The sequence below is a fragment of the Saprospiraceae bacterium genome, from assembly GCA_026129545.1.
In the GTDB taxonomy this organism is placed as follows: domain Bacteria; phylum Bacteroidota; class Bacteroidia; order Chitinophagales; family Saprospiraceae; genus M3007.
In genome coordinates this window covers 2,921,303-2,942,433 of sequence record JAHCHX010000001.1, presented here as the reverse complement: position 1 = coordinate 2,942,433, position 21,131 = coordinate 2,921,303, and the positions used below count along the sequence as shown (strand labels likewise).

The following is a 21,131-nucleotide window of genomic DNA, read 5'->3' as shown; positions in this document are numbered from 1 at the left end:
TTTTATTTTTTCAGCAAAAATACGAGCGGAACGTCGAATCTTCTCTGCCACGCCCGCTCCGAGTGGTCATCGCCTTCAAACAAGCGCGTGAGCCAGTTTTTGGAAGAAAAACCTTTGGCTCCCATGATTTCGTCGGCCTGCTTTTGAAGAGGCGGGTACATGGCATCCAACCCTACCGTGCCGCAGTCGAAATATATGTTGTGCTTTCGGGGAGAAGGCAGGCGGTTTTTCATGTATTGCAAAAAAGCGTCCGGCACAGGGTTGTTTTCTGTTCTGAAAATGCCCGGCCAATGTGTTGAGATGCAAGCCGCCCCGCCAAACACCTCCGGGTATTCGCAAATCGCGTAGAGCGAAATCAGGCCTCCCATGCTAGAGCCTGCGACGAAAGTGTTTTTCCGGTCTTTTTTTGTGGAAAAATGACTGTCAATGAAGGGCTTCAGTTCCGCGACGAGAAACCGCAGGTAATTGTCCGATTGGATTTTATCGGCAAAAAGGTCGTTGCTCACGCTTCGCGCCTCTTGCATGAGCGAATCACGTTGTGGCTGCGAAAGCGATTCAAAAGGTTTTTGCGGGAAATACTCGCTGTGGCGTTTTTTGCCGTTGTTCCAAATACCGACCACGATGCAGTCGCGGATTTTCTTTTCCGCTATCAATTGTCCGACCGTCTCGTCCACGCCCCACTCCTGTTTGTTCCATGTGGTGGTGGAATCGAACAGCATTTGCCCGTCGTGCATATAGAGCACTGCGTATTTTTTATTTGCGTCGTAACCATCTGGCAACCAAACATCCACGTTGCGTGGGTCAACGAATCGGGAAGGGAAACGCTCGAACCGCTGGATAGAGCCGGACGAGGGTTGGGGCGGCTGTGCAAGGGCTGTCGCCATGAACGTGAAAACCCATAAAGCGAGCAATACAATTGACTTCATAATACGAATCACAGGTTGGGGAAGGTGCTTAAAACATAAGCTATTCAGGCGACGATTTGAAATCACAGCCTGAATATCCGATGCTCGAAAGTTTAAACCCATGATTGGCGGTCATCATGTTGTGTGCAATGAAAATTGCCTCGCATCAATTCAGCCGGAATGGCGCGACCATTCTAAATTCAGGTATCGCCACCTCAAACAGCGAATCGTCGTCGCGGCGCTTCATCAAGTAAGTGCCGTGCATCTTCCCGATGTCCGTATTGAGGTTGCAAAAGGAAGCATACTCGTGGCTATCGCCCGGCTGCATCACGGGTTGCTGACCGATTACTCCCTCACCTTCCACCTCGCGCAATTGCCCGTCCGCATCTTGGATGACCCAATGGCGGCGTAGCAGCTGCACCGTGTATGGGCTACCGTTTTCTATGGTGATGTGATAGCCAAAAATAAACTTCTGCTCGCGGGGATTGGAATGAGCAGGCAGGTACTGTGTCTCCACGCTAACCGTGATACCGTTGGTCGTTAGAATTTCCATGACTGGGTGAGTTTGCTCCTCAAAAACGATTTAAAGCTTAGAAATTGCGTCACGGGCAAAGATGTTCAAAAAAAATAGAGCCATGCAACACCCATGCTGCCTAAATCTTTTTTTGCGTCGTATTTTCATGGCAAAAAAACAACATGGTTTAATTTTTGAAACACCCCCCACGTCTTTTTAATCCGCCCTCGGAATCATCTGATTATCAAAAAAATCACGTCATGAACCGCTTGTTCCCAAACCTTTTTTTGCCGATTTTGCTCATAGCCTTAAGTTCTATTGGCTGTTCGGAAAAGAAAAAATTTCAAAGCCGATATTCTTTTGTCAAAACCGTGGTGGCCGAATCGCTTAGCGAGCCTATTCAAATGGCCGAACTACCTACTGGCAAGATAATGTTCATCGAGCGATATGGGACCATCAAACTCTTCGACCCCGCCACAGGGACGTTGCGTGTGGCTGCGGAAGTGCCTGTGGTGCACCCTCCCGAAGAGGGGCTGTTGGGATTGGCCATAGACCCCCGCTGGGAGGAGAACAATTGGATATACCTTTATTATTCCCCACAAGGCAGTGAGGTGGCCAACCGATTGTCGCGGTTCGTTTTCGATGAAAACAGCGGTCTCGACCTTAATTCCGAAAAGGTGATGCTCACGGTGCCGGTACAGCGCGAGGAATGTTGCCACTCCGGTGGGGGGCTCGTTTTCGGTTCGGATGGCTGCCTCTACATTGCTATAGGCGACAACACCAACGCCACCGACGACTATGCCGCCATTGACGAACGTCCGGGAAGAGCACCCTGGGATGCCCAAAAATCGGCAGCCAATTCAATGGATTTTCGCGGCAAAATTCTGAGAATCAAACCCCTGCCCGACGGCTCATACCTCTGCCCGGCAGGCAATTTGTTCACAAAAGAAGATGTGACGGTCACCAATAATGAATACTCCATATCTGCCGAGCAAATGGAGGGGAAACCCGAAATCTACATCATGGGGTGTCGCAATCCTTTTCGCATTTCTTGGGATTCCCGCCGCCAACTGCTCTTTTGGGCCGACGTAGGCCCCGATGCCAGCGAACCGGACACCATTCGAGGCCCCAACAGCTACGACGAAATCAACTGCGCCGCCAAGGCCGGCAACTATGGCTGGCCCTATTTCATCGCCAACAATCAAGCCTACCGCGATTACGATTTCGCTACCCAAAAACCCGGCCCACACTTCAATCCCGAGCGCCCCTTCAACGACAGCCCAAATAACACAGGCCTGCGCGAGCTGCCGCCTGCCCAACCCGCCTTGATTTGGTACCCCTACGGCCCGTCGGAAGAGTTTCCGCTCTTGGACGAATACGAGGGCGACGGTGGCCGATGCGCGATGGTCGGGCCTGTATATTATGCCGACGATTACCCGGAAGCGACTCGCCTGCCCGACCATTTTGACGGGAAACTTTTCATCTATGATTGGATGCGCCATTGGCTCATGGCCGTAGAGCTAGATTCGGCTGGCAACTACATTGGGATGGAACACTTGGCTGCCGATGTGCGATTTGTCAGCCCGGTGGATATGCTGGTGGACCGCAACGGCGTGATATGGGTGCTTGAATATGGAACCGAGCGATATGCCGCCAACCCTGACGCTCGTTTGGTGCGCCTTGATTTGGTGAGGGACAACCGCCCGCCCGTACCGCTCTTGGAAGCGGACAAGACAGCTGGCGCCGCCCCACTTGACGTGGTTTTTGATTTTTCAAATTCTTACGACCCCGACGGAGATGCTTTGAGCTTTGAACTCGATTTTGGCGATGATTCGGAAAAGGCAATCGTGGATGGGGCATCCAATGTCAACAATGATAGCGCAAGCATCAAAACAAAAAAAAGCAAAGTGGGTGGCGACGATAAGCCAGCGAGCTCCGCTTCAAACGGCACTCCCGCACAGTCGCTCGTGTCGCACACCTTCTACAATACAGGCACTTACGAGGTCACATTAAAAGTGACGGATGCTCAAGGCAAATGGGACACTACGAAGATGCTTGTTCACGTCGGCAACGAGGCACCGTTGGTGATGTGGGATTTTGGTGGCAGAAACCGCAGCTTCTATCAACCGGGCGAGGTGCTTTCATACAACATCATCGTGGACGACGCGGAGGAAGGAACATTGGCCAACACGGGGATTGACCCCTCTATGGTATCCACCACGATGGACTATGTGGAGACAGGCTTCGACGTGGGGCTTTTGGCTCGCGGCACCCAAACCTTGGAAGACCACACGGAATGGGCCAAGGGTAAAATGCTGATAGAACGCAGCGATTGCAAAACCTGCCATGCGATGGACCGCCAAGTGAATGGCCCTGCTTACATGGCCATTGCCGAACGCTACAGAAATAACCCGTCCAAAGAGGTGGCTCGGCTCGCCCGCAAAATCATTCAAGGAGGAGGCGGCAATTGGGGCTCGACCGTGATGACCCCACACCCGCAACTTTCGGAAACCGATGCGAGCGAAATCGTTCGCTGGATACTTGCTCTTGGCACCACCCCCAAACCAAAGCAATCCCTTCCCGTGAAAGGGCAAATCGTGCTCTCCACCAAAGGACAAACCCCCGGCACCTACATACTCAGGGCTGCCTACCGCGACAAAGGTGCCAAAGGCCAAGCGCCGTTGGAAGGCAGCGCCGTCGTCGCGCTGCGACCCGCGCTCCAACAGGCCGAACAAACGGACAGCATCTCCAAAGGCGCCACCATCTATCGTCCTTTCGACGACGACGTGGCGGTGCTCAACAACTTGAACCACAGCTCCTTTTTCTGCCTAAAATATATGGATTTGAATGGCCTGAGTGCCATCACGCTCAGGCTGGGCCTGAGCGACCGCCTCAACCAATTTGTGGGCGGATATGTGGAGTTGAGATTGGATTCGCCCGAGGGCGCATTGATTGGGCAGGTAGAGGTTGGCGCATCGGAGGCCGAGGACAAAATGGAATTTTTGGAAAAAAAGATGGCTTTTTTGCCGCCAGCCGATGGCCGTTTCCGCGACCTCTATTTTGTGTTCAAAAATGACAAACAACCCAAGCGGCCTGTGGTCGCGGTAGATTGGGTGCGCTTTCACTTGGAGCCACATCCCTCCTTGTGAGACGAGCTTGGCCAAGACGCGGACACAAAAATCAAGGTAAAAACTTAGCCGCTCGTGCAACCCCACCGGGAGGGGGTGGGGTTGCACGAGCGGCTAAGTTTTTACAAATCAGGATTGTTGTCAGTGAGCAACGCGAATGCGGAATTGAAATTTCTTGGTGTTTGATATTCAATCTTTCATTCAGGCGGTGATTTGAAATCACCGCCTGAATGGCACGCATTCTCAACACTTTATTTCAACCCCTCATTCGCGTAGGCAATAAAATAGTAATCCCGTTTCTGATAGTAATGAGCGGCAAATTCCTCTTTTGTCAAGGGCGGTTGATTTTTCAGAAAACGGCGCATGAGCGAGACCCCCATGCCACATTGAAGGAAGAGCGCATGGATTTGTTCCGGGGTGGCCCCATAAAGTTCGGAAGCACCCAGACCGTGTTCGAAGATGACGACTGGCTTACAACGGGCCAACGTCTGCATGGCACCACGCAACACCAACATCTCGCCGCCTTCCACATCAATTTTTAAAAGGTCAACGCGAAAGTCGCTTGGCAGCACATCGTCCAATTTTTCGGTGCGGACAGTGATGAGTGTATCCTGCTCGTTGGGATGGTCGTAGTGTCGCTTGAGCAAGCCGCTGTATGAAGGGTTGCTAACCACATAGTTGAAGCTTGAAGTCCCCTTTTTTTCAGACAAAGCGATGTCGAGCAAATGGCAATTTTTTGCACCCGCGTATTTTTTTGTCAAACCCTCGAACAAACCCGGAATTGGCTCAAACCCGTAGTGGGTGCCTTGTGGCGCAAAATGCAAAAAGAGGTCGAGGATTTCTCCTTTATGGCAACCCACATCAAGGCAATTGCTGTCGGGCCGGCACACCGCCCGAATGACGCGGCGCGTCTGCCGGTCGTAGCGTTGGTTTTGGGTGAAAGCAAATGGGAGGGATTTCAGAAATCGTTTGATGAGCGCTTTCAAGTTTAAGGCACGTTGACACAGGCGCTCCAAAGATTGGACGGCACCCGCAGATTGAGCGGCAAAATTAGGTAAACACGCGGCTTCCGATGAAAATATACCTTGATTCGCCAAGATGGTTGGGTATGCCATGATTGATGTCCTTGATTTTGAATGGATTGAAATTTCATCCCGCTGAAAACTTGATGGTGCGAAGTACAGTTGTCCAAAATTGGGCAACCCATCGCCATCTTGAAGCATCAAGGGGGGCATTTGAACAAGTCCTATGTGGGTGTTGGCCTGCGACATCTCGCTCCGAACACCCTTTATCCAGTCCAACACCATGCGAACGTTTTTTCTACTTGCAAGCCTGATAATCGCCCTTCAAAACCTCCCCGCTCAATCAGACTCGTTTCCACCGCTGAAAATTGGCGAATGGCGGCAACACCTCCCGTGGCAACGTTCGACCTTTGTGACACAAAGCGCGACAAAAGTTTATTATGCTACTGAATGGGCGGTGGTGGAGATTGACAAAGCCGACCGTTCGCCCCGCTTCCTGACAAAAGTAGAAGGGCTGAGCGATGCCAGTATGCAGCTGATACGCTACAACCAAGCCTCCGATGTGCTCATCCTCGTTTACACCAATAGCAACATAGACCTCTATTATCCATCGAACGGCAACGTGCTGAATCTCCCGTTCATCCGAACGAACATCAACCTCATCGGGGACAAGCAGATTTACGACATCACCTTCGACGGCAAATTTGCCTATCTCGCCTGTGGATTCGGGGTGCTCAAGCTCAACTTGGAACGGGCGGAAGCGGTCTATACCACCTTTACTGGCATGGCCGCAAAGTCCGTCGCGCTATTCGATGGAAAACTATACGCTGGCACAGACGAAGGCCTTTTTCGCATCGCAGCCGACGATGCCAACCCTGCCGATTTCAGCCGATGGGAAATGATGGGAGGCAACGCAGGAATCCCTATGGGCGAGTCCGTGAACGCCATGACTATCTGGAACAGCAAACTTTGGCTCGGCATTGAGAAAAAACTCTACAACTACGATGGCACTACATCGGTGGAATTCGCCACCCACCCCCTGCGCTCGGTCAAGTATCTGACGGCAGAAGGCCCGGGACTGCTGGTGGGCTGGGCCAACGAAAATAATTTTGGGCTCGGTGTCGTGGACTATGTGGAGCCCAACGGGAATCGCTCGGAAATCCATTGGGCCTGCAAAGCGGAATTTCCACTGTACGGGATAGAGGATGGAAACAAAAAATTTTGGTTTGCCGACCAGCAAGACCAGTTCCGATACTACGACCACAATACTGGTCAGTGCGATTTGTTTTCCTACAACTCGCCACTCTACCAGCACTCCTCGAAAATAGTCATCGGCAACGGCAAGGTCTATGTTGCCACGCCCGGTGCCGACCCCAGCCTCAACGCAATTTTTAGGGATTGGGGGGTCTATATTTTTGAAAAAAACCAATGGCAACGCTTCAGCGTCCAGTCGAATCCCGAACTCGCGCTGGATACCTGCCAATACGCGCATTGGCGAGTGGCAACCCACCCGACAGAGGATAAATTCATGGTCGGAAGTTTTGCCATTGGCCTAATAGAAGCCACTACCCCCGGCGGCCCCACCAAGTGCTATACCCAACGCAACTCCATCCTGCAAGGAGCGGGGGCCTCGGGGCCGGGTCGAACAGCCATTGGCGGCATCGCTTACGACAACGCCAACAACCTCTGGATATGCAACTATGGCGCGGCAGCGCCTATTGCCGTATTGAAACCCGACGGCACCTTGCGCAATTTTTCGGCAGCACCCGCCAACAACCTTCTCCAGGTGGCCGTGGACAGAAATGGGTACAAATGGTTCGTGGTGGGTTTCAACGGCGGCGTGCTGGTCTATGATAGCGGTCAGGATATTGACAATCCTGCCGACGACCGCTACAAACTATTTACCACCGCCAATAGTGTGCTGCCGACCAATACCATCCTCTCCGTCGCGGTGGATTTGGACGGCGATGTGTGGGTAGGCACCGCGCAGGGTGCGGTAAGTTTTGAGTGCGGCAGCAATGTGTTTGAACCGGGTTGCACAGGCCGCCGCCGCATTGTGAATGTGGACGGGTTCAATGGTTACTTGCTTGAGACGGAGAATGTCAATGCCATTGCCGTGGACGGAGCCAATCGCAAGTGGTTCGGCACCAACAATGGCGTTTTCGTCCAATCCCCCGATGCCCTCAATCAAGAAGCACGGTTCACCGTGACCAACAGCCCCTTGTTCGACAACAGCATTATTGACATTGCCATAGACCCCAAAACAGGCGAGGCGTGGATTGGCACCCAAAAAGGCATTGTCTCCGTGCGAAGCGAGGCGACGGTGGGAGGCCGCATCAACAGCTCCGCGCCTTACGCTTATCCAAACCCGGTGCGCCCCAACTACGACGGCCCCATCGCCATCTATGGCCTTGCCCGCGATGCCAATGTCAAAATCACGGATGTGGCAGGCAACCTTGTCTATGAAGGCAAGGCATTGGGCGGCCAAGCCATCTGGGACGGGCGCGACTATTTGGGTCGGCGTGCGGCATCAGGCGTTTATCTGATATTTGCCACCAGCGCCCAAAACTTTGACGCACCCGATGCCGTCATCGCAAAAGTGGTGATTTTGAATTGACCAGCCTTTTGCCAGATACGGCATCAAAAGCCCAAAAAGAGGGAACGGAAGCCTCAAAGCGAGAGCGGCGGCCCTTGGCAAACAAGCGGCAGAAAAGCCAAGTGTTAAAATCGAAAATAAATTTCTCGAAAAAGCAATAACACTTCCGCTGCCATTGTTTAATACGCGATTTTTTTAAACTAAATTTCACAGTCGAAAAGACAAAAAAGCCTATGGAGGAAACTTACACTGATAACAACGCCTTGGTGCAGTTTCTGTACCGCGAAATGCCAGCCGAAGAAGCCGTGGAAATGGCCAGCAAAATTGAGGCAGACCTTGAGATGCGTGCCATGTTCGATGCGCTGCTGTTGGCAAAAATCCAACTCCCAAAAGTCCGCTTCAACCCGTCCACCGCTGCACTTAACAACATCCTGCAATACAGCACAAAAACGGCTTACGAAGCTTCGCTCTAACAGCGAACTTTCAGAACCAAACGCTCAAACCCTCGTCGTCACCACCGGCGGGGGTTTTGTTTTTGTTCATCGAAAAAAACAAGGCATCGGTCTGCTTTTGGAGAAAAGCCAAAAGCAAATCCGAAAAAATGCTGTTTCCCAACTCGCAATCAGCAAATCAAATACTCTATGCTATCTGCCGCACATCTTACCAAACAATACCGCTCCGCCAACGGCCAGTCGCTCACCGTGCTGGACGATGTCAGTTTTGAGCTCGCCGAAGGCGACACCTTTGCCGTCGTCGGCCCGTCCGGTTCGGGAAAAACCACGCTGCTCGGCCTTTGCGCTGGCCTCGACCGCGCCACGAGCGGCTCTATTTCATTGAACAACATTCAACTGGACGACCTCTCGGAAGACGAACGCGCCGAAGTGCGCAACCGCTACGTCGGCTTCGTTTTTCAAAATTTCCAACTCATCCCCACCCTCACCGCCCTCGAAAACGTGATGGTGCCGCTCGAGCTGCGCGGCGACCCCGCTGCCGAATCCATCGCCCGCCAATGGCTCGATAAAGTCGGCCTCGGCAGTCGGCTCGACCACTACCCCGCACAGCTTTCCGGCGGCGAGCAGCAGCGCGTCTGCATCGCCCGCGCCTTCTCGAACAGCCCGAAAATCCTTTTCGCCGACGAGCCTACCGGCAACCTCGACGCCGACAACGCGACTGGTATCGTTGATTTGATTTTCGACCTCAACCGAACCGTCGGCACTACTCTTGTGCTGGTGACGCACGATTTGGAATTGGCAAAACGAACGGGGCGGATTTTGAAATTGAAAGGAGGGAAGATTGAATCCGTGCTGGAAACGGGATATTAAAACAGAACTCTTCCGACCGTTTTATTTTTAGGTAAAAACGCCCTCACCGACCCGAAGGACGATAAGGGCGCGATTGCTATCAATGATTTTTTGGGGCAGGTCTAAGGTTTAACGCCGGAAGGGTTTCAAACCCTTCCGGCGTTTTTCGTCCGATGTTTTTAAGTTTCATTCCACCACTAATTTAAGCGTCTGCACCACCTCGCCTTCGGGCTGTAGCTGCACGAAATACATCCCGGCAGCCATGCCGCTCAAATCGAGGCGCAACAGGTCGTGGCTTGCTTGCACCACGTTGAGTTCGCGCACCAAAACACCTTGCACGTCGAGCAAACGGATGTTAAACGCACTCCCTTCAAATGCTGACATATCGAGCCAAGCCTCTTTAGAGGCAGGGTTGGGGGAAAGTTTGACGATTGCTAATGGCTGCTCGGTGGCTGATTCGCGGTCTTCCGCATTTTCGCGACCGCGCCCCTGCCCCCCGCAAGTCGCGTTGCCGCAAGGGCCGAGGTAATCGCCGTGGGCGATGTGCGCGGCGAGCGCGCTTTCGTTAATGCAGAGGGTGTTGCCGTTGTGGCAGATATAGACTTTGTTGTTGCCGCATTTCCATGCTGCGATGATTTGGTTGTAGGCGGGCGGGTATTTGCAGTCGGGTAAGCCGTCGTTGTTGTTGTCCACCATGTCGTTGCCACCGGAACAGTCGTCGTCAGCATCAAGAATGCCGTCGCAATCGCTGTCCTCGCCATTTTCAATGGGCGTACATTCTGTGGCACCGGGGTCGCTCTCCGTGTTCGCCGGACATCCGAGACATTGTGTTTGACCTGACACAGGGTTATAGGTGTTGGCTGGGCAGTTTTGACAAACCGCATTTCCTGTGGTGGAAGAATACTTGCCGGGCGGGCAGGCGATGCAGGCCGTTTGACCCGAATTGGGGTTGGAAGTCCCCGCCGGGCAGTCTGCGCAGGCCACATTTCCTGTGGTGGAAGAATACTTGCCGGGCGGGCAGGCGATGCAGGCCGTTTGACCCGAATTGGGATTGAAAGTCCCTGCCGGGCAGGCAGTGCATTGTATTTGGCCTGAGAGATTGGAAATCGTACCTGCTGCACAGGGATATGCATTTACACCATCCGGACAGTAGAAACCTGGAGGGCAAATCTGGCAGCTAGTGATAACGTTATTGGTCATCACGGCGTAATAGCCCGGTTGGCAGTTGCAGTTTTCTTCGTTGAAATTCGCAATGTCCGGTGCGGCAGAGCAATCGTCGCAAACATCGCCAATACCATCGCCGTCGCTGTCGAGTTGGTTGGCGTTTGGAGTGTTCGGGCAATTGTCGCTGCCATTGCCGATACCGTCGCCATCGTCATCGGCGAACCCGCTGAACTGTATATAGTCAATCTCGCTAGTGCTGTCGGGGTCGCAATTTGAAAACCCGATGGAAATGCCGTCAATATCCGAGGGGTTCAGACCGCTGAAGTCCGACAGCTGAAAGGTATAAGTTATAGGGCTTTGGCCAAGGATGTTCACAGAAACGCTGGAATAATCAGGGTCTCCCGGCTTGTTAAACCGAACGGCTATCTGTCCATCATTAAACGGCGCTTTTGTCAGTCTCAACTCGATACGACTGTAATCGGCGGCGTTCAGGTTCAAGTCAGTCCCCCCTGAAACATAGCTGTTGCCCCAGCCGATATCAAAGTTGCCCGTAGGATTGGAGCCGTTGTAATAGGGATTTACCCTTATATAGCCGGTCATATCGAAGTGAGCTATATAGGAAGATGCCCCCCCTGCATTGGAAATACTGACATCCCGCGAACCGCCGATGGCCCCGGAAGCGATGATATGCAGGGAACCGTTGCCTTGTTGCAGGAATGTTCCGGTATTGCAGTTGTCCACCACGATTTGCGCTGTGGACTGAAATGCGCCGGTCACTAAGAGGAAGAAAACGAGCAGCCAGCATCGGGCGCTCGGGTCGGTGTAAATAATGTTTCTCATTGTAGCAAAATTTGATTGTGAAAGTGGTGTTGTTTACTCGCTCAGCACAGATTTGGTCATTTTCCAAGCGCCATTTTCCTTAAGCATCGTATTGGTATAGGTGCCCGAAAGATTGATTTTGTCCCCTTTCACGGTGACGCCGGTCACATGGTAAGTGCCGGTTGCGACATAGGCATGGCTGACATCTTTCCATACCACGCTTGACTGCTTGAGCGTGAGGGTAGCATCGGCGCCTTTGAATTGTTCGGCCCAAAATGCTCCGATTGCCTCGGCTCCCGTGATGCTGGTGCCATCCTTGGCGACCCTGACGGCATCGGCGGTGTAGAAGGTTTTGAGGGTAGCGTGGTCTTCTTTGTTGTAGGCATCTTGAAACTGCTGGGCAAAGGCCACCATTTCTTTGTCAACGTCTTGGGCGTTCAAAGTCGTGGTGAAAGCGGCGCACAGAAGGGCCACGAAAAAGAGGCTGGATTGAATGACTTTTTTCATTGTTAGCAAATTATGTTTGTAAAAAAGGAAATGGGAATAATGGGCAATTTACTTTTGACTGCAGCAGCGTGGAAATACCCGATTTTGAAAATCAGATGTTTTCACGAGCATCGAAACTCATAGTAGTTGCGCTACCTTCGTCCTGCCAGAAAAAGCAATCTCCCCCCTGTTTCAAATGTAGCCTCCTTGCGAGGCAAGTCCTGCGTGCTATTGTCCCAATGGCGGGTTTTACTGTCCGAAGGCTGGGACTCGTTGACCGAATGTTAGCCGCAACTTTGAATTTTAAACTACAAAATCATTGGTAATGAGTAATGAAATTCTGAACGCCGAAAAATTGATAGCGGAGGGTGAGACCCTTCCTGCGCTCGACATGATTTCAAAAGAAACCACAACAACGGAAAAAAGGCACGAAATCATTTTATTACAAAATAAGATGACTTCCGTGGAGAAAATGTTTGGGTTGGGTACATTGAAGGCCGAAGATTACTTGCTAGAAAAAGCCAGAGTTACACAGGCGGCACTACGAACACTCAGTGAAATTGAGCAGAAGAGAGCAACAACATTTTTCAATAGACTTTCTGATAATAATTTTGAAATTACCGAAGAGCTATCTCGGAACGAAGATTTCATTCACGCATGCGGACAGACTTTTTTGAGTGTTCTGAAAACAAGAAGACAAGAAAAAATTAAATACTTCGCTGATCTCTTAAGCAATACTTTTTCAGCAGAGCAGCCACAAGAAATGGATGAATTCGATTTTGACTTCAACGCTCTGGACAATCTAAGTTTTACAGAAATCCGGTTGGTGATGTTGCTTTATAAGTTTGAAATGACATATTCCGACCATTCTACGCCCGATGTAACTCGAAAAAGAATGAATGCCGAGAATTGGCAGGAGTTCTTGACAAGTGTCCAAAAAGAAATGAATTTTAACAGGGAAATGGCTGAGGCCTACTTAATAAGCGCAGAAAAAACGGGCTTGATTAATTTTCCAAGACCAGGCAACAATGATTTGAGAAGGTATAGCGCTCACACAACCGAGCCTTTTCGGCGACTTTACAAAAAAATTAATCACACATAACAGTGTGCAGTACCGTAATATGAGAAAACTTTTTTTCCTGCTCTGCTTCCCCTGCCAACTTCTTTTCAGCCAAAACTCCCCGCTCGATAGCCTTGAACAGCGTTTTGCAGTCGCACAAGCCGACACACAACGCCTCGAACTGCTCAGTCAAATGACCAACATGGCTTTTGGCGTGGACTTCAAAACAGCCCTAGGCTACGCAAAACGCGGCGTGGCACTGGCCGAAAAAACGGGCGACAAAAACTGGCAGCCCAAATTCCACGAAATGCAAGGCCGGATGCACGCCAACCTCGGGCAGCTGGATTCCGCTACGCTGTTCTTTGACAAAGCCATGGCTGGCTACACAGCAGCGGGCAATAAAAGGGGCGAGGCCACGACCTATTTCAAAATCGCTTGGGTACACAAACGCAGAGGGGAAATCGCCCAAGCCATGGCGGCCGACCTTCAGGCGCTGCGGCGCATGGAAGAATTGGGCGACCAAGAAAAAATCGCCGATGCCCTGGGCCGGGTGTCCGATGATTTGCTCCTACAGGGAAGGCAGCAGGAAGCCTTAGAATATGCCCGGAGAGCGATTGACATTTGCCAAAAAAACAATTTTCAGCGAGAATTGCCTTACGCCCTGCGCTATGCGGGGGATGCCTGTATCGCCATGGGCGACAATGCGCAGGCTTTGGCTTACTACAATCAGGCACTCGAATTGACGCGCTCGTCCGACCCGTCTCTCAGCAACATAGCCGACATCATCAATTGCCGGGGCAACGCGCTCAAACGCTTGGGGCGCTATGCCGAGGCATTGGAAGACTACAAAGTGTGTCTGGCCAATTCCGAAAAAGCGAACTACCCCGGCGGCATCTCCACCGCCATCGCCAACCTCGGAGAGGTCAACTTATTGATGGGAAAATATGCCGATGCCTTGCCCTACCAGTTGAAAACCATCGCATTGCAAGAGAAAGGGGGCGACATCAGCAACCTTACCGAGAACTACGGCCACGCCAGCACGATTTACGAAAAATTAGGCGACTACAAATCGGCCTTGTTGTACCAAAAGAAAGCCCGACAGATGCGGGACAGCACCGCGTCCATCCAAAGCGACGCAGCCATTTCGGAACTGCGCACCCAGTACGAAACAGAAAAGAAAGAAGCCACCATCGCCTCGCAGGAGCAGCAAATTTCCCAACAGCGATTGGTGTAATGGTTGAGCATCGGCGTGGCGGCATTGCTCGCAGGTTTTTTGTTTTTCGGCTACCGCAGTTACCGCGCCCGCACGAAGGCCAACCAACTTTTGGCGACCAAAAACGCCGAAAACGAATTGCTTTTGAAGGAAATCCACCACCGCGTCAAAAACAACCTCGAAGTGGTGTCGAGCCTTTTGGCACTGCAATCCGCACAAATTGACGACCAAGGTATCAAAGACGCCATGCTGGAAGGCCAAAACCGGGTGCAGTCCATTGGCATCGTCCACCAGAAACTGTACCAGCGCGACAAACTCGCGGCTATCGAAATGAAAGACTATTTCCTCAACCTCAGCGAAAGTGTCCTCGATTCTTTTGGCGCGGACGACCGCGTGAGCATCGAATGCGCGATGGACCAATTGGATGTTGACATTGACACGGCTGTTCCCCTCGGCCTCATCGTCAACGAACTCCTGACCAATACCTTGAAATACGCTTTCCCCGACGGTCGAAAAGGCAAGGTGCGCATCAAATTGGAAAAAAATCCGGCAGGAATGTTGCACTTGGAAGTCGCTGACGACGGTGTGGGCAAAAGTAGCCTGACACACGGCACGGGTTTCGGCGGACAATTGGTGTCGCTCCTCACCCGCCAATTGAGCGGCACCATGCGGGAAGAAGTGAAAAATGGTACCACAGTAATTTTTGATTTCAACTTGAAAAAAGCGGCATGACCGAAAGTCCTGTCAAAATATTGGTGGTAGAAGATGAGATGCTCATCGGCGCGAAAGTCGCTATGTTCCTCAGCGAACTCGGCTACGAGGTCACCGGCATCATGTCCCGCGCCGAAGAAGCCCTGCTGCAATTGGAAGAAAACGCGCCCGACATTGCCCTGCTCGACATCCAGTTGAAAGGCAGCATGGACGGCATCGCCCTGGCGCAGGTCTTGCAACAAGAGCATCACATCCCCGTCATTTTCCTGACTGCCAATAGCGACGATGCTACCTTCAACCGCGCCAAAGCAGCAAAGCCTTATGCCTTTTTGGCAAAACCTTTCAAAAAATTGGACTTGCAACGGGCCTTGGAACTCACCATCAGCCTCATGGCGAACCAATCTCCCGCCGAACATCGGGAACAAAAAACGGGCGAAGACAACCCCTACATCCTTTCCGACCGCATTTTTGTACGAAATAAAGACAGGATGGTCAAAATCCTGTTCGAGGCCATTCTTTATATCGAAGCCGAGCGGAACTACTGCCGCATTTTCACCAAAACAAGAGAATACCTCCTCAGCATGCCGATGAAAACCTTGGAAGACCAATTGCCTGCCGCCCTTTTCCAGCGCATCCACCGTTCGCACATTGTCAATCTCGCGCAGATAGACGAAGTGGATGAGAGCACGGTGGTCATCGGACAAAAAACTTTGCCTTTGAGCAAGACATTAAAAGAAGAGTTTTTGAAACGAATAAAGACCGTTTGACAAACGTCGGAAGGGTTTTGACAAACGTCGGAAGGGTTTGGAACCCTTCCGACGTTAAACCGACGTTAATCCTACCTTCGCCGCGTGAACCGCGAATTCATCCTCAACGTCCTCCTGCTCGTCTTTATCAACCTGCTGATAAAGCCGTTTTTCATTTTCGGCATTGACCTGACGGTGCAAAACCGCGTCGGCGAGGACTACGGGCTGTATTTCGCATTGCTCAATCTTACCTACATTTTTCAAATCCTCAACGACTTTGGGATTCAGAATTTCAACAGCCGCTACCTGAGTCAGCACCCGCAGTTGCTGCCAAAATATTTTCCCAATTTGCTGGCAATCAAATTTTTGCTCGGCGTTTTCTACATCGTTTTAACGCTGTTCGTCGCTTGGGGAATTTTCGGCTACGGCTCGCGCGAACTGCCGCTGCTGCTCATTCTGCTGTTCAACGCCGTGCTGGTTCAACTGACCTTGTATCTGCGCTCCAACCTTTCCGGCCTCGGCCATTATCGGCTCGACAGCCTGCTTTCTTCGCTGGACAAATTGCTCATGCTCGCCACTTGCGGCATTTTGCTGTGGGGAAATCTGCCGGGCATCCCGCTCAACATCGAGACTTTCGCGCTCGCGCAAACGCTGGCTTTGGCGCTCACGGCGCTTATCGTTTTTTGGGTGCTACGGCAAAAAGCCGATTTCCCGGTGCGGCCTTCTTGGGCGAAAAACTGGCGGGCGGGTCGTCCCGTTGTTTTGTTTTTGCTCCGCAAAAGTTTTCCTTACGCCCTCGTCATCCTGCTCATGTTCGCCTACACGCGCCTCGACGGGGTTTTACTCGAACGCCTGTTGCCCGATGGAAAAGCCCACGCCGAGGTTTTTGCCGGGGCATACCGTCTGCTCGATGCCTGCAATATGTTCGGCTTCATGTTCGCGTCGCTGCTACTGCCGATGTTTGCGCGGCTGCTAAAAAATGACGGGACAAACGGTGCCCGGTCGCTCGCTTCGTTGAGTTTCAACCTGTTGTGGGCGGGAAGTCTGACTTTGGTGACCGTCATTTGCTTTGCCCGCGAAGATTTACTGCGCCTGATGATGCCGACCCGGGCGAATGCTTATCGTTGGGATACTTTGGGTGTGTTGATTTGGGCTTTTGTGCCAGTGAGTTTGACATATATTTTCGGAACGCTGCTGACAGCACACGAAAAACTGAGAGAAATGGGTCGGGTTTTCATCTTCGGCATTTTGCTCAATCTCGTGCTGAATCTCTTCCTGATTCCTCGTTATCAAGCCTTTGGGACGGCGCTGGCAGCGGTGCTGACGCAATCGTTCGTGTCCGTCGGCATGATGTGGCTGTGCGCCAAAACGTTCGATTTTTGGCCGAGCCAAAAATGGTGGCTGCGCAAGGCGGGTTTTGCCGCGTTCGTGCTCGCCGCGAGTTGGTTTGTTTTTGAAAAAACCGATTTGGACTGGTGGGTGAAATGCGGAATCGGCTTGCTGGCAGGAGCGGTTGGAGCGGTTGTTTTCAAAATGGCGGATTGGCAGAGAGCAGTAGCGTTTTTGAAAAAATAATGGCTCTTCGTGACTTCATGTGGACAACCACAACACACATCTATCATCTTGAAACCGTTCGTTTCAACGAGCGGACAGGAATGCCCACTAACCAATTTTATCTTCTTTACAAGACATCGCATCTACAACGTCTTGAAGATGCGATGTTTTTGCAAAGAAGATAGATGTGATGGACCACACTACTGGATATTTTCAAATTTGCCACGAAGTCACAAAGACGCAAAGCAAAATACTCGTTGATTTGCCGCATTTTGTGCCTTTGTGTCTTTGCGGCACAAAAACAACGTTCAGTAGTGTGCTTCTACCCTCAACCCTCTACCTTAGTTTTTACAAAAAAAATCAACTATGGGTTTACTATTCGGCCTATTCATTTTGTTTGTGCTAATAGTTGGTCTGCTCAACCGTCGCAGGCAAAAACAGTCGTGGCTCAAAGAAGAACGCTATGATGAGGGCGGCGCATGGATGGACAAAAGGGCTGGCGAACGAGGCACTTATGGCTCGCTGGATGCCGAGATGGAACAAGAGCGCAAAAAAATCGGAAGGGAGAGCCAAGCGAACGAAATTGCATTGCTGGTGCGCGATTATGCCTTTGAGCACTACCCCGGTTTCCATTTGCTGAACGACGCGCAAATCAAGACATTCAGCCATTTTGCCAAAACACAAGCCACGCTCCTGATAGCCACGATAGAACAATTTATAGATGGGCAAACATTGTCTTCTGAAAATACGATGCTCGTTGACACAACGCACGGGCTTGAATTAAAAAAACAAATGCTTGCTCTTGCCTATCAGCGATTTCCCAAACTTCTTGACATGGAAATTGACATGATAAAAATGTTTGACCGATATACTGGCACTATCGCGGAGACCTTGATAGAAAAGATTGAAGCCTTGAAAAATCATGAATGAAAATGACGAACAGGGCAAACGCAATTGTAGGCTCGTCAGGCCAAGTTCCGATTGCTGTCCAATTTCAAGAGTACCCCAATCATCAAGGAGAACCCGATGAGCGACGAGCCACCATAGCTCAAAAACGGCAACGGAATGCCAATGATGGGGAAAATACCCATAGTCATGCCCACGTTCACGACGAAGTGTATGAAAATGATGCCTGCCACCGAATAGGCATAGATGCGGGAAAAATTGGAGCGTTGGCGCTCTGCAATCACGGTGATGTGATATAGGAGGAATGTGAATAGCCCCACCACGACGAGAACGCCCACAAAGCCATGTTCCTCGCCCACCGTGCAGAAAATGAAGTCGGTTGTTTGCTCAGGCACATATTTGAGTTTGGTCATGTTGCCGTTCAAATATCCCTTCCCTACGATGCCTCCAGAGCCGATAGCCATTTTGGAATGAAGCATATTGTAAGCAGAGCCGCGTGCGTCGGCAGCGGTTGTTTTGGAAGGATTGAGCCATACGTTGATGCGCTGCTGTTGGTGAGGAGCGAGGAGTTTGGTACTGGCAAAATTGGCCGCGAACACCAACCCACAAGCCATCAAAAGCACCGACAATCGCCTCAACAAAGCGGCTTGGATAAACGATGCCTTGCCCCAGTAGTTTGAGAAAAAAGCGATAGTGGCCAATAGAAAATGAGGCCCCAGCATGTAGAGGTCAAAGTTGGCGATTTCCCCTTCTTTTTTATCCATCCAATCAAGCAACACGGAGGAAACAACAGGCCACGAAACCGTGAGCGCCACCGTCAACGTCCATAGCGTCCACCACAAGCGGTTCAGCTTGCGAAAGGGCCTGATGAGCAAAAAATTGTAGATGGCTATGTAGCCCGCCATAATGTAAGCAGGAGGCCAAGCCAAGCCTAAAATCACGCTCAACATGGCAATTGCCCCCAAGAAATACCAAGTCCCGGAAAGCCCTTCGCGATAAAGCACCAGAAAGAAAGAGAAAAAAATCAACGCCGAGCCGGTATCCGATTGAGCCATGATAATGCCCACAGGCACAAGAAAAATGAGGAATGCTGCAATACGGCTACGCCATGTGCCCAAATCAACGCCCGTGGAACTCAAATATCCAGCCATAGCAAGACTGGTTCCGAACTTGGCCAATTCAGACGGCTGAAAAGAAAAACCGCCAAACTGATACCAGGCCATTGCGCCATTCACCTCTCGACCAAAAATCAAGGTTCCGGGCAATAATACCAACGTGAATAAATAAATGATGAAACTATAAGTTCGCCAAAACGACCAGTCGGTCATCATGATTACAAAAATCATGGCGAAGCAAACCAAAATGAAAAGCATTTGCTTGCCCGCATTGTTGGTCAGGTCGAATACGCCGAGCAACGGGCCGTTCGGGTCGTAGTTGACCGAATAAATCATCATCCACCCTATTGAGACCAATGCCAGATAGAGCCAGACCAATCGTTTGTCAATGTCGCCAATCGTGAACGCGGTGCGTTTGGACGCTGCCATAATGTGATGAGCAAAAAATGCGAGGGTTGTTTGTCTATTGTTCTAAAAAATCGCGCGGATGGATGTTCGCATCTCTGGCTGGGTAAGCGCCCGCATATCCCGATAGTGTGGCCAAAAATCGCTGGGCTTCCAAGCGACTCCTGAAAGCGCCCACCCGCAGCTTGTAATAAGGCTTTTCATGTATCCATTCAGCGGGCACCTCAGGGTATTGAATGCGGAAACGAGTGCGGGCATCCTCCACCTGCTGGCGGTCGGCAGTTGCCATGATTTGCACTCGCCAGCCATCCACCTTGGGGTTTGCGCGATTGTTGTTGGTCCAGTTGCGAAACATTTGAGCGATTCTGGGGTCTTCGTTGAGCTGGATTTCCTGTCCGGATAGCTGTTGCTGAAAACCAAAAATCACCATGAAAAACACCCAAACGCTCACAACCTCGCGTGTGCTGCGTTGAGAAAAAGAAATAACTTTCAGATACTTCATGCCTATTTATTTTTCCACCCCGATAATTTTCAACGATGCCGACGTGCCTATTCTATCGGCACCCGCCGCGACGACCGCCGTTGCATCCTGAGTGGTGCGGATGCCACCGGCGGCCTTTATTTTCATGTCTTTGGGCGCCGCCGCTCTCAGCTGGCGCACCATTTCCTCCGTGGCAGGCAAGCCATGAAAGCCCGTGCCTGTTTTGAGCCAAGTAATGCGGGCGTTGGCCGCAAGTTCGCAAATTCTTTTGATTTCAGCCCAGTTCAAAAGGCCACATTCAAGAATTAGTTTTAGAGTGCGACCGCGCATGTGAGTCGCCAAGGCGACGGCCTCTATGTCGCGTTGCACATGGTTCCAATTGTCGCTCTTCACCGCTGCGATATTGACGACCGCATCTATATCGTCCACACCTTCTTCCAAGGCGCGTTTGATTTCCTCGCTTTTGGCAGCAATGGCAGAATATCCCATCGGAAACCCAACCACCGTCACGACCCTGATGTGCGCAGGCTCCCCCAAAATGCGGCGTGTCTCGCGCACATAAAGCGGCGGCACACACACGCCCGCAAGCCCATGCGCTTGCGCTTCCTCGCACACACGTCGCACATCCGCAAGCGATGTGTCAGGTTTCAAGATTGTATGCTCAATAATCTTTGCAAGTTCGGACATCACACAAAATCCGATGATTCGACACCGGATGATTTAATGGCGGAAAAGATTGTACCAAATATGAAGTACCTTGTTGGAAGTGTCGCTCAAACGACACGCAAAGAAAGAGGGCGGGCAGGTTTTTCATCACAAACGGGAGGCAAAAAAAAGAGCCTTCCCGCATGGTTCCGCGACGAGAAGGCTCAAAGGCGCTTTCATGCGGTTGTTCGGCAACAAAAGTAGAGTTGGTTTTTGATTCTATGGCAAATTGTTCTAAATTTTATCCAGTTCACATTGAAAAACATTCGTCTTGTCGGGTTTGTGACGTTTGGAGGAACG

General features: G+C 51.3%; 19 protein-coding genes. 11 read left to right on the top strand and 8 right to left on the bottom strand.

Features of this window, described 5'->3' with window-relative positions; all coding sequences use genetic code 11:
• Positions 1-2 precede the first annotated feature (2 nt).
• Together KIS77_11390 and apaG are read right to left on the bottom strand one after the other, a co-directional pair.
• Complete coding sequence (locus KIS77_11390; protein ID MCW5922941.1) at positions 3-926, bottom strand: hypothetical protein; 924 nt, start codon at positions 924-926, stop codon at positions 3-5.
• Positions 927-1,071: 145 nt separating this feature from the next.
• The gene (apaG, locus tag KIS77_11385; protein ID MCW5922940.1) at positions 1,072-1,458 is read right to left on the bottom strand and encodes a Co2+/Mg2+ efflux protein ApaG; all 387 of its coding nucleotides are present in this window, start codon (positions 1,456-1,458) and stop codon (positions 1,072-1,074) included.
• Positions 1,459-1,679: 221 nt separating this feature from the next.
• On the opposite strand from apaG, the gene KIS77_11380 reads away from it, so the two are divergent.
• Positions 1,680-4,568 (top strand): PQQ-dependent sugar dehydrogenase, encoded by a 2,889-nt coding sequence (locus KIS77_11380; GenBank protein MCW5922939.1) that lies wholly within the window; start codon positions 1,680-1,682, stop codon positions 4,566-4,568.
• Between the two features lie 230 nt (positions 4,569-4,798).
• Here the strand turns inward: KIS77_11380 and KIS77_11375 are convergent, their stop codons facing one another.
• Positions 4,799-5,662 (bottom strand): FkbM family methyltransferase, encoded by an 864-nt coding sequence (locus tag KIS77_11375; protein MCW5922938.1) that lies wholly within the window; start codon positions 5,660-5,662, stop codon positions 4,799-4,801.
• A gap of 190 nt (positions 5,663-5,852) precedes the next feature.
• Between KIS77_11375 and KIS77_11370 the strand changes: the two genes are divergently transcribed.
• From KIS77_11370 to KIS77_11360, 3 genes are all read left to right on the top strand, one after another.
• The gene (locus KIS77_11370) at positions 5,853-8,186 is read left to right on the top strand and encodes a hypothetical protein (protein ID MCW5922937.1); all 2,334 of its coding nucleotides are present in this window, start codon (positions 5,853-5,855) and stop codon (positions 8,184-8,186) included.
• A gap of 212 nt (positions 8,187-8,398) precedes the next feature.
• Positions 8,399-8,638, top strand: a complete 240-nt coding sequence (locus tag KIS77_11365) for a hypothetical protein (protein MCW5922936.1) — start codon at positions 8,399-8,401, stop codon at positions 8,636-8,638.
• A 168-nt stretch (positions 8,639-8,806) separates the two neighbouring features.
• A complete protein-coding gene (locus tag KIS77_11360; GenBank protein MCW5922935.1) occupies positions 8,807-9,487 on the top strand; it encodes an ABC transporter ATP-binding protein in 681 nt (226 codons plus the stop codon).
• 165 nt (positions 9,488-9,652) lie between these two features.
• Here the strand turns inward: KIS77_11360 and KIS77_11355 are convergent, their stop codons facing one another.
• Positions 9,653-11,470, bottom strand: a complete 1,818-nt coding sequence (locus tag KIS77_11355; GenBank protein MCW5922934.1) for a T9SS type A sorting domain-containing protein — start codon at positions 11,468-11,470, stop codon at positions 9,653-9,655.
• Between the two features lie 33 nt (positions 11,471-11,503).
• Positions 11,504-11,956 (bottom strand): nuclear transport factor 2 family protein, encoded by a 453-nt coding sequence (locus tag KIS77_11350; GenBank protein ID MCW5922933.1) that lies wholly within the window; start codon positions 11,954-11,956, stop codon positions 11,504-11,506.
• Between the two features lie 304 nt (positions 11,957-12,260).
• On the opposite strand from KIS77_11350, the gene KIS77_11345 reads away from it, so the two are divergent.
• From KIS77_11345 to KIS77_11320, 6 genes are all read left to right on the top strand, one after another.
• Positions 12,261-13,037: a hypothetical protein gene (locus tag KIS77_11345; GenBank protein MCW5922932.1), complete on the top strand. Its 777-nt coding sequence runs from the start codon at positions 12,261-12,263 to the stop codon at positions 13,035-13,037.
• Positions 13,038-13,056: 19 nt separating this feature from the next.
• Positions 13,057-14,229, top strand: coding sequence for a tetratricopeptide repeat protein (locus KIS77_11340; protein ID MCW5922931.1), 1,173 nt, complete (start codon positions 13,057-13,059; stop codon positions 14,227-14,229).
• 3 nt (positions 14,230-14,232) lie between these two features.
• The gene (locus tag KIS77_11335; protein MCW5922930.1) at positions 14,233-14,940 is read left to right on the top strand and encodes a sensor histidine kinase; all 708 of its coding nucleotides are present in this window, start codon (positions 14,233-14,235) and stop codon (positions 14,938-14,940) included.
• A complete protein-coding gene (locus KIS77_11330) occupies positions 14,937-15,686 on the top strand; it encodes a response regulator (protein ID MCW5922929.1) in 750 nt (249 codons plus the stop codon). Before KIS77_11335 ends, KIS77_11330 begins: the two co-directional genes overlap by 4 nt.
• Positions 15,687-15,770: 84 nt before the next feature.
• Positions 15,771-17,240 carry a polysaccharide biosynthesis C-terminal domain-containing protein gene (locus tag KIS77_11325; protein ID MCW5922928.1) on the top strand — a complete coding sequence of 490 codons (1,470 nt, stop codon included), beginning with the start codon at positions 15,771-15,773 and terminating at the stop codon, positions 17,238-17,240.
• Positions 17,241-17,585: 345 nt separating this feature from the next.
• Positions 17,586-18,149, top strand: a complete 564-nt coding sequence (locus tag KIS77_11320; GenBank protein ID MCW5922927.1) for a hypothetical protein — start codon at positions 17,586-17,588, stop codon at positions 18,147-18,149.
• 35 nt (positions 18,150-18,184) lie between these two features.
• Here KIS77_11320 and rodA read toward each other — a convergent pair whose 3' ends face one another.
• Genes rodA through deoC form a run of 3 tightly spaced genes read right to left on the bottom strand, consistent with a single transcriptional unit; the run spans position 18,185 to position 20,777 of the window.
• A complete protein-coding gene (gene rodA, locus KIS77_11315; protein MCW5922926.1) occupies positions 18,185-19,669 on the bottom strand; it encodes a rod shape-determining protein RodA in 1,485 nt (494 codons plus the stop codon).
• Between the two features lie 34 nt (positions 19,670-19,703).
• Complete coding sequence (locus KIS77_11310; GenBank protein ID MCW5922925.1) at positions 19,704-20,147, bottom strand: SPOR domain-containing protein; 444 nt, start codon at positions 20,145-20,147, stop codon at positions 19,704-19,706.
• A gap of 6 nt (positions 20,148-20,153) precedes the next feature.
• Positions 20,154-20,777 (bottom strand): deoxyribose-phosphate aldolase, encoded by a 624-nt coding sequence (deoC, locus tag KIS77_11305; protein ID MCW5922924.1) that lies wholly within the window; start codon positions 20,775-20,777, stop codon positions 20,154-20,156.
• A 6-nt stretch (positions 20,778-20,783) separates the two neighbouring features.
• On the opposite strand from deoC, the gene KIS77_11300 reads away from it, so the two are divergent.
• Positions 20,784-21,035, top strand: coding sequence for a hypothetical protein (locus KIS77_11300; protein ID MCW5922923.1), 252 nt, complete (start codon positions 20,784-20,786; stop codon positions 21,033-21,035).
• Positions 21,036-21,131: the final 96 nt, after the last annotated feature.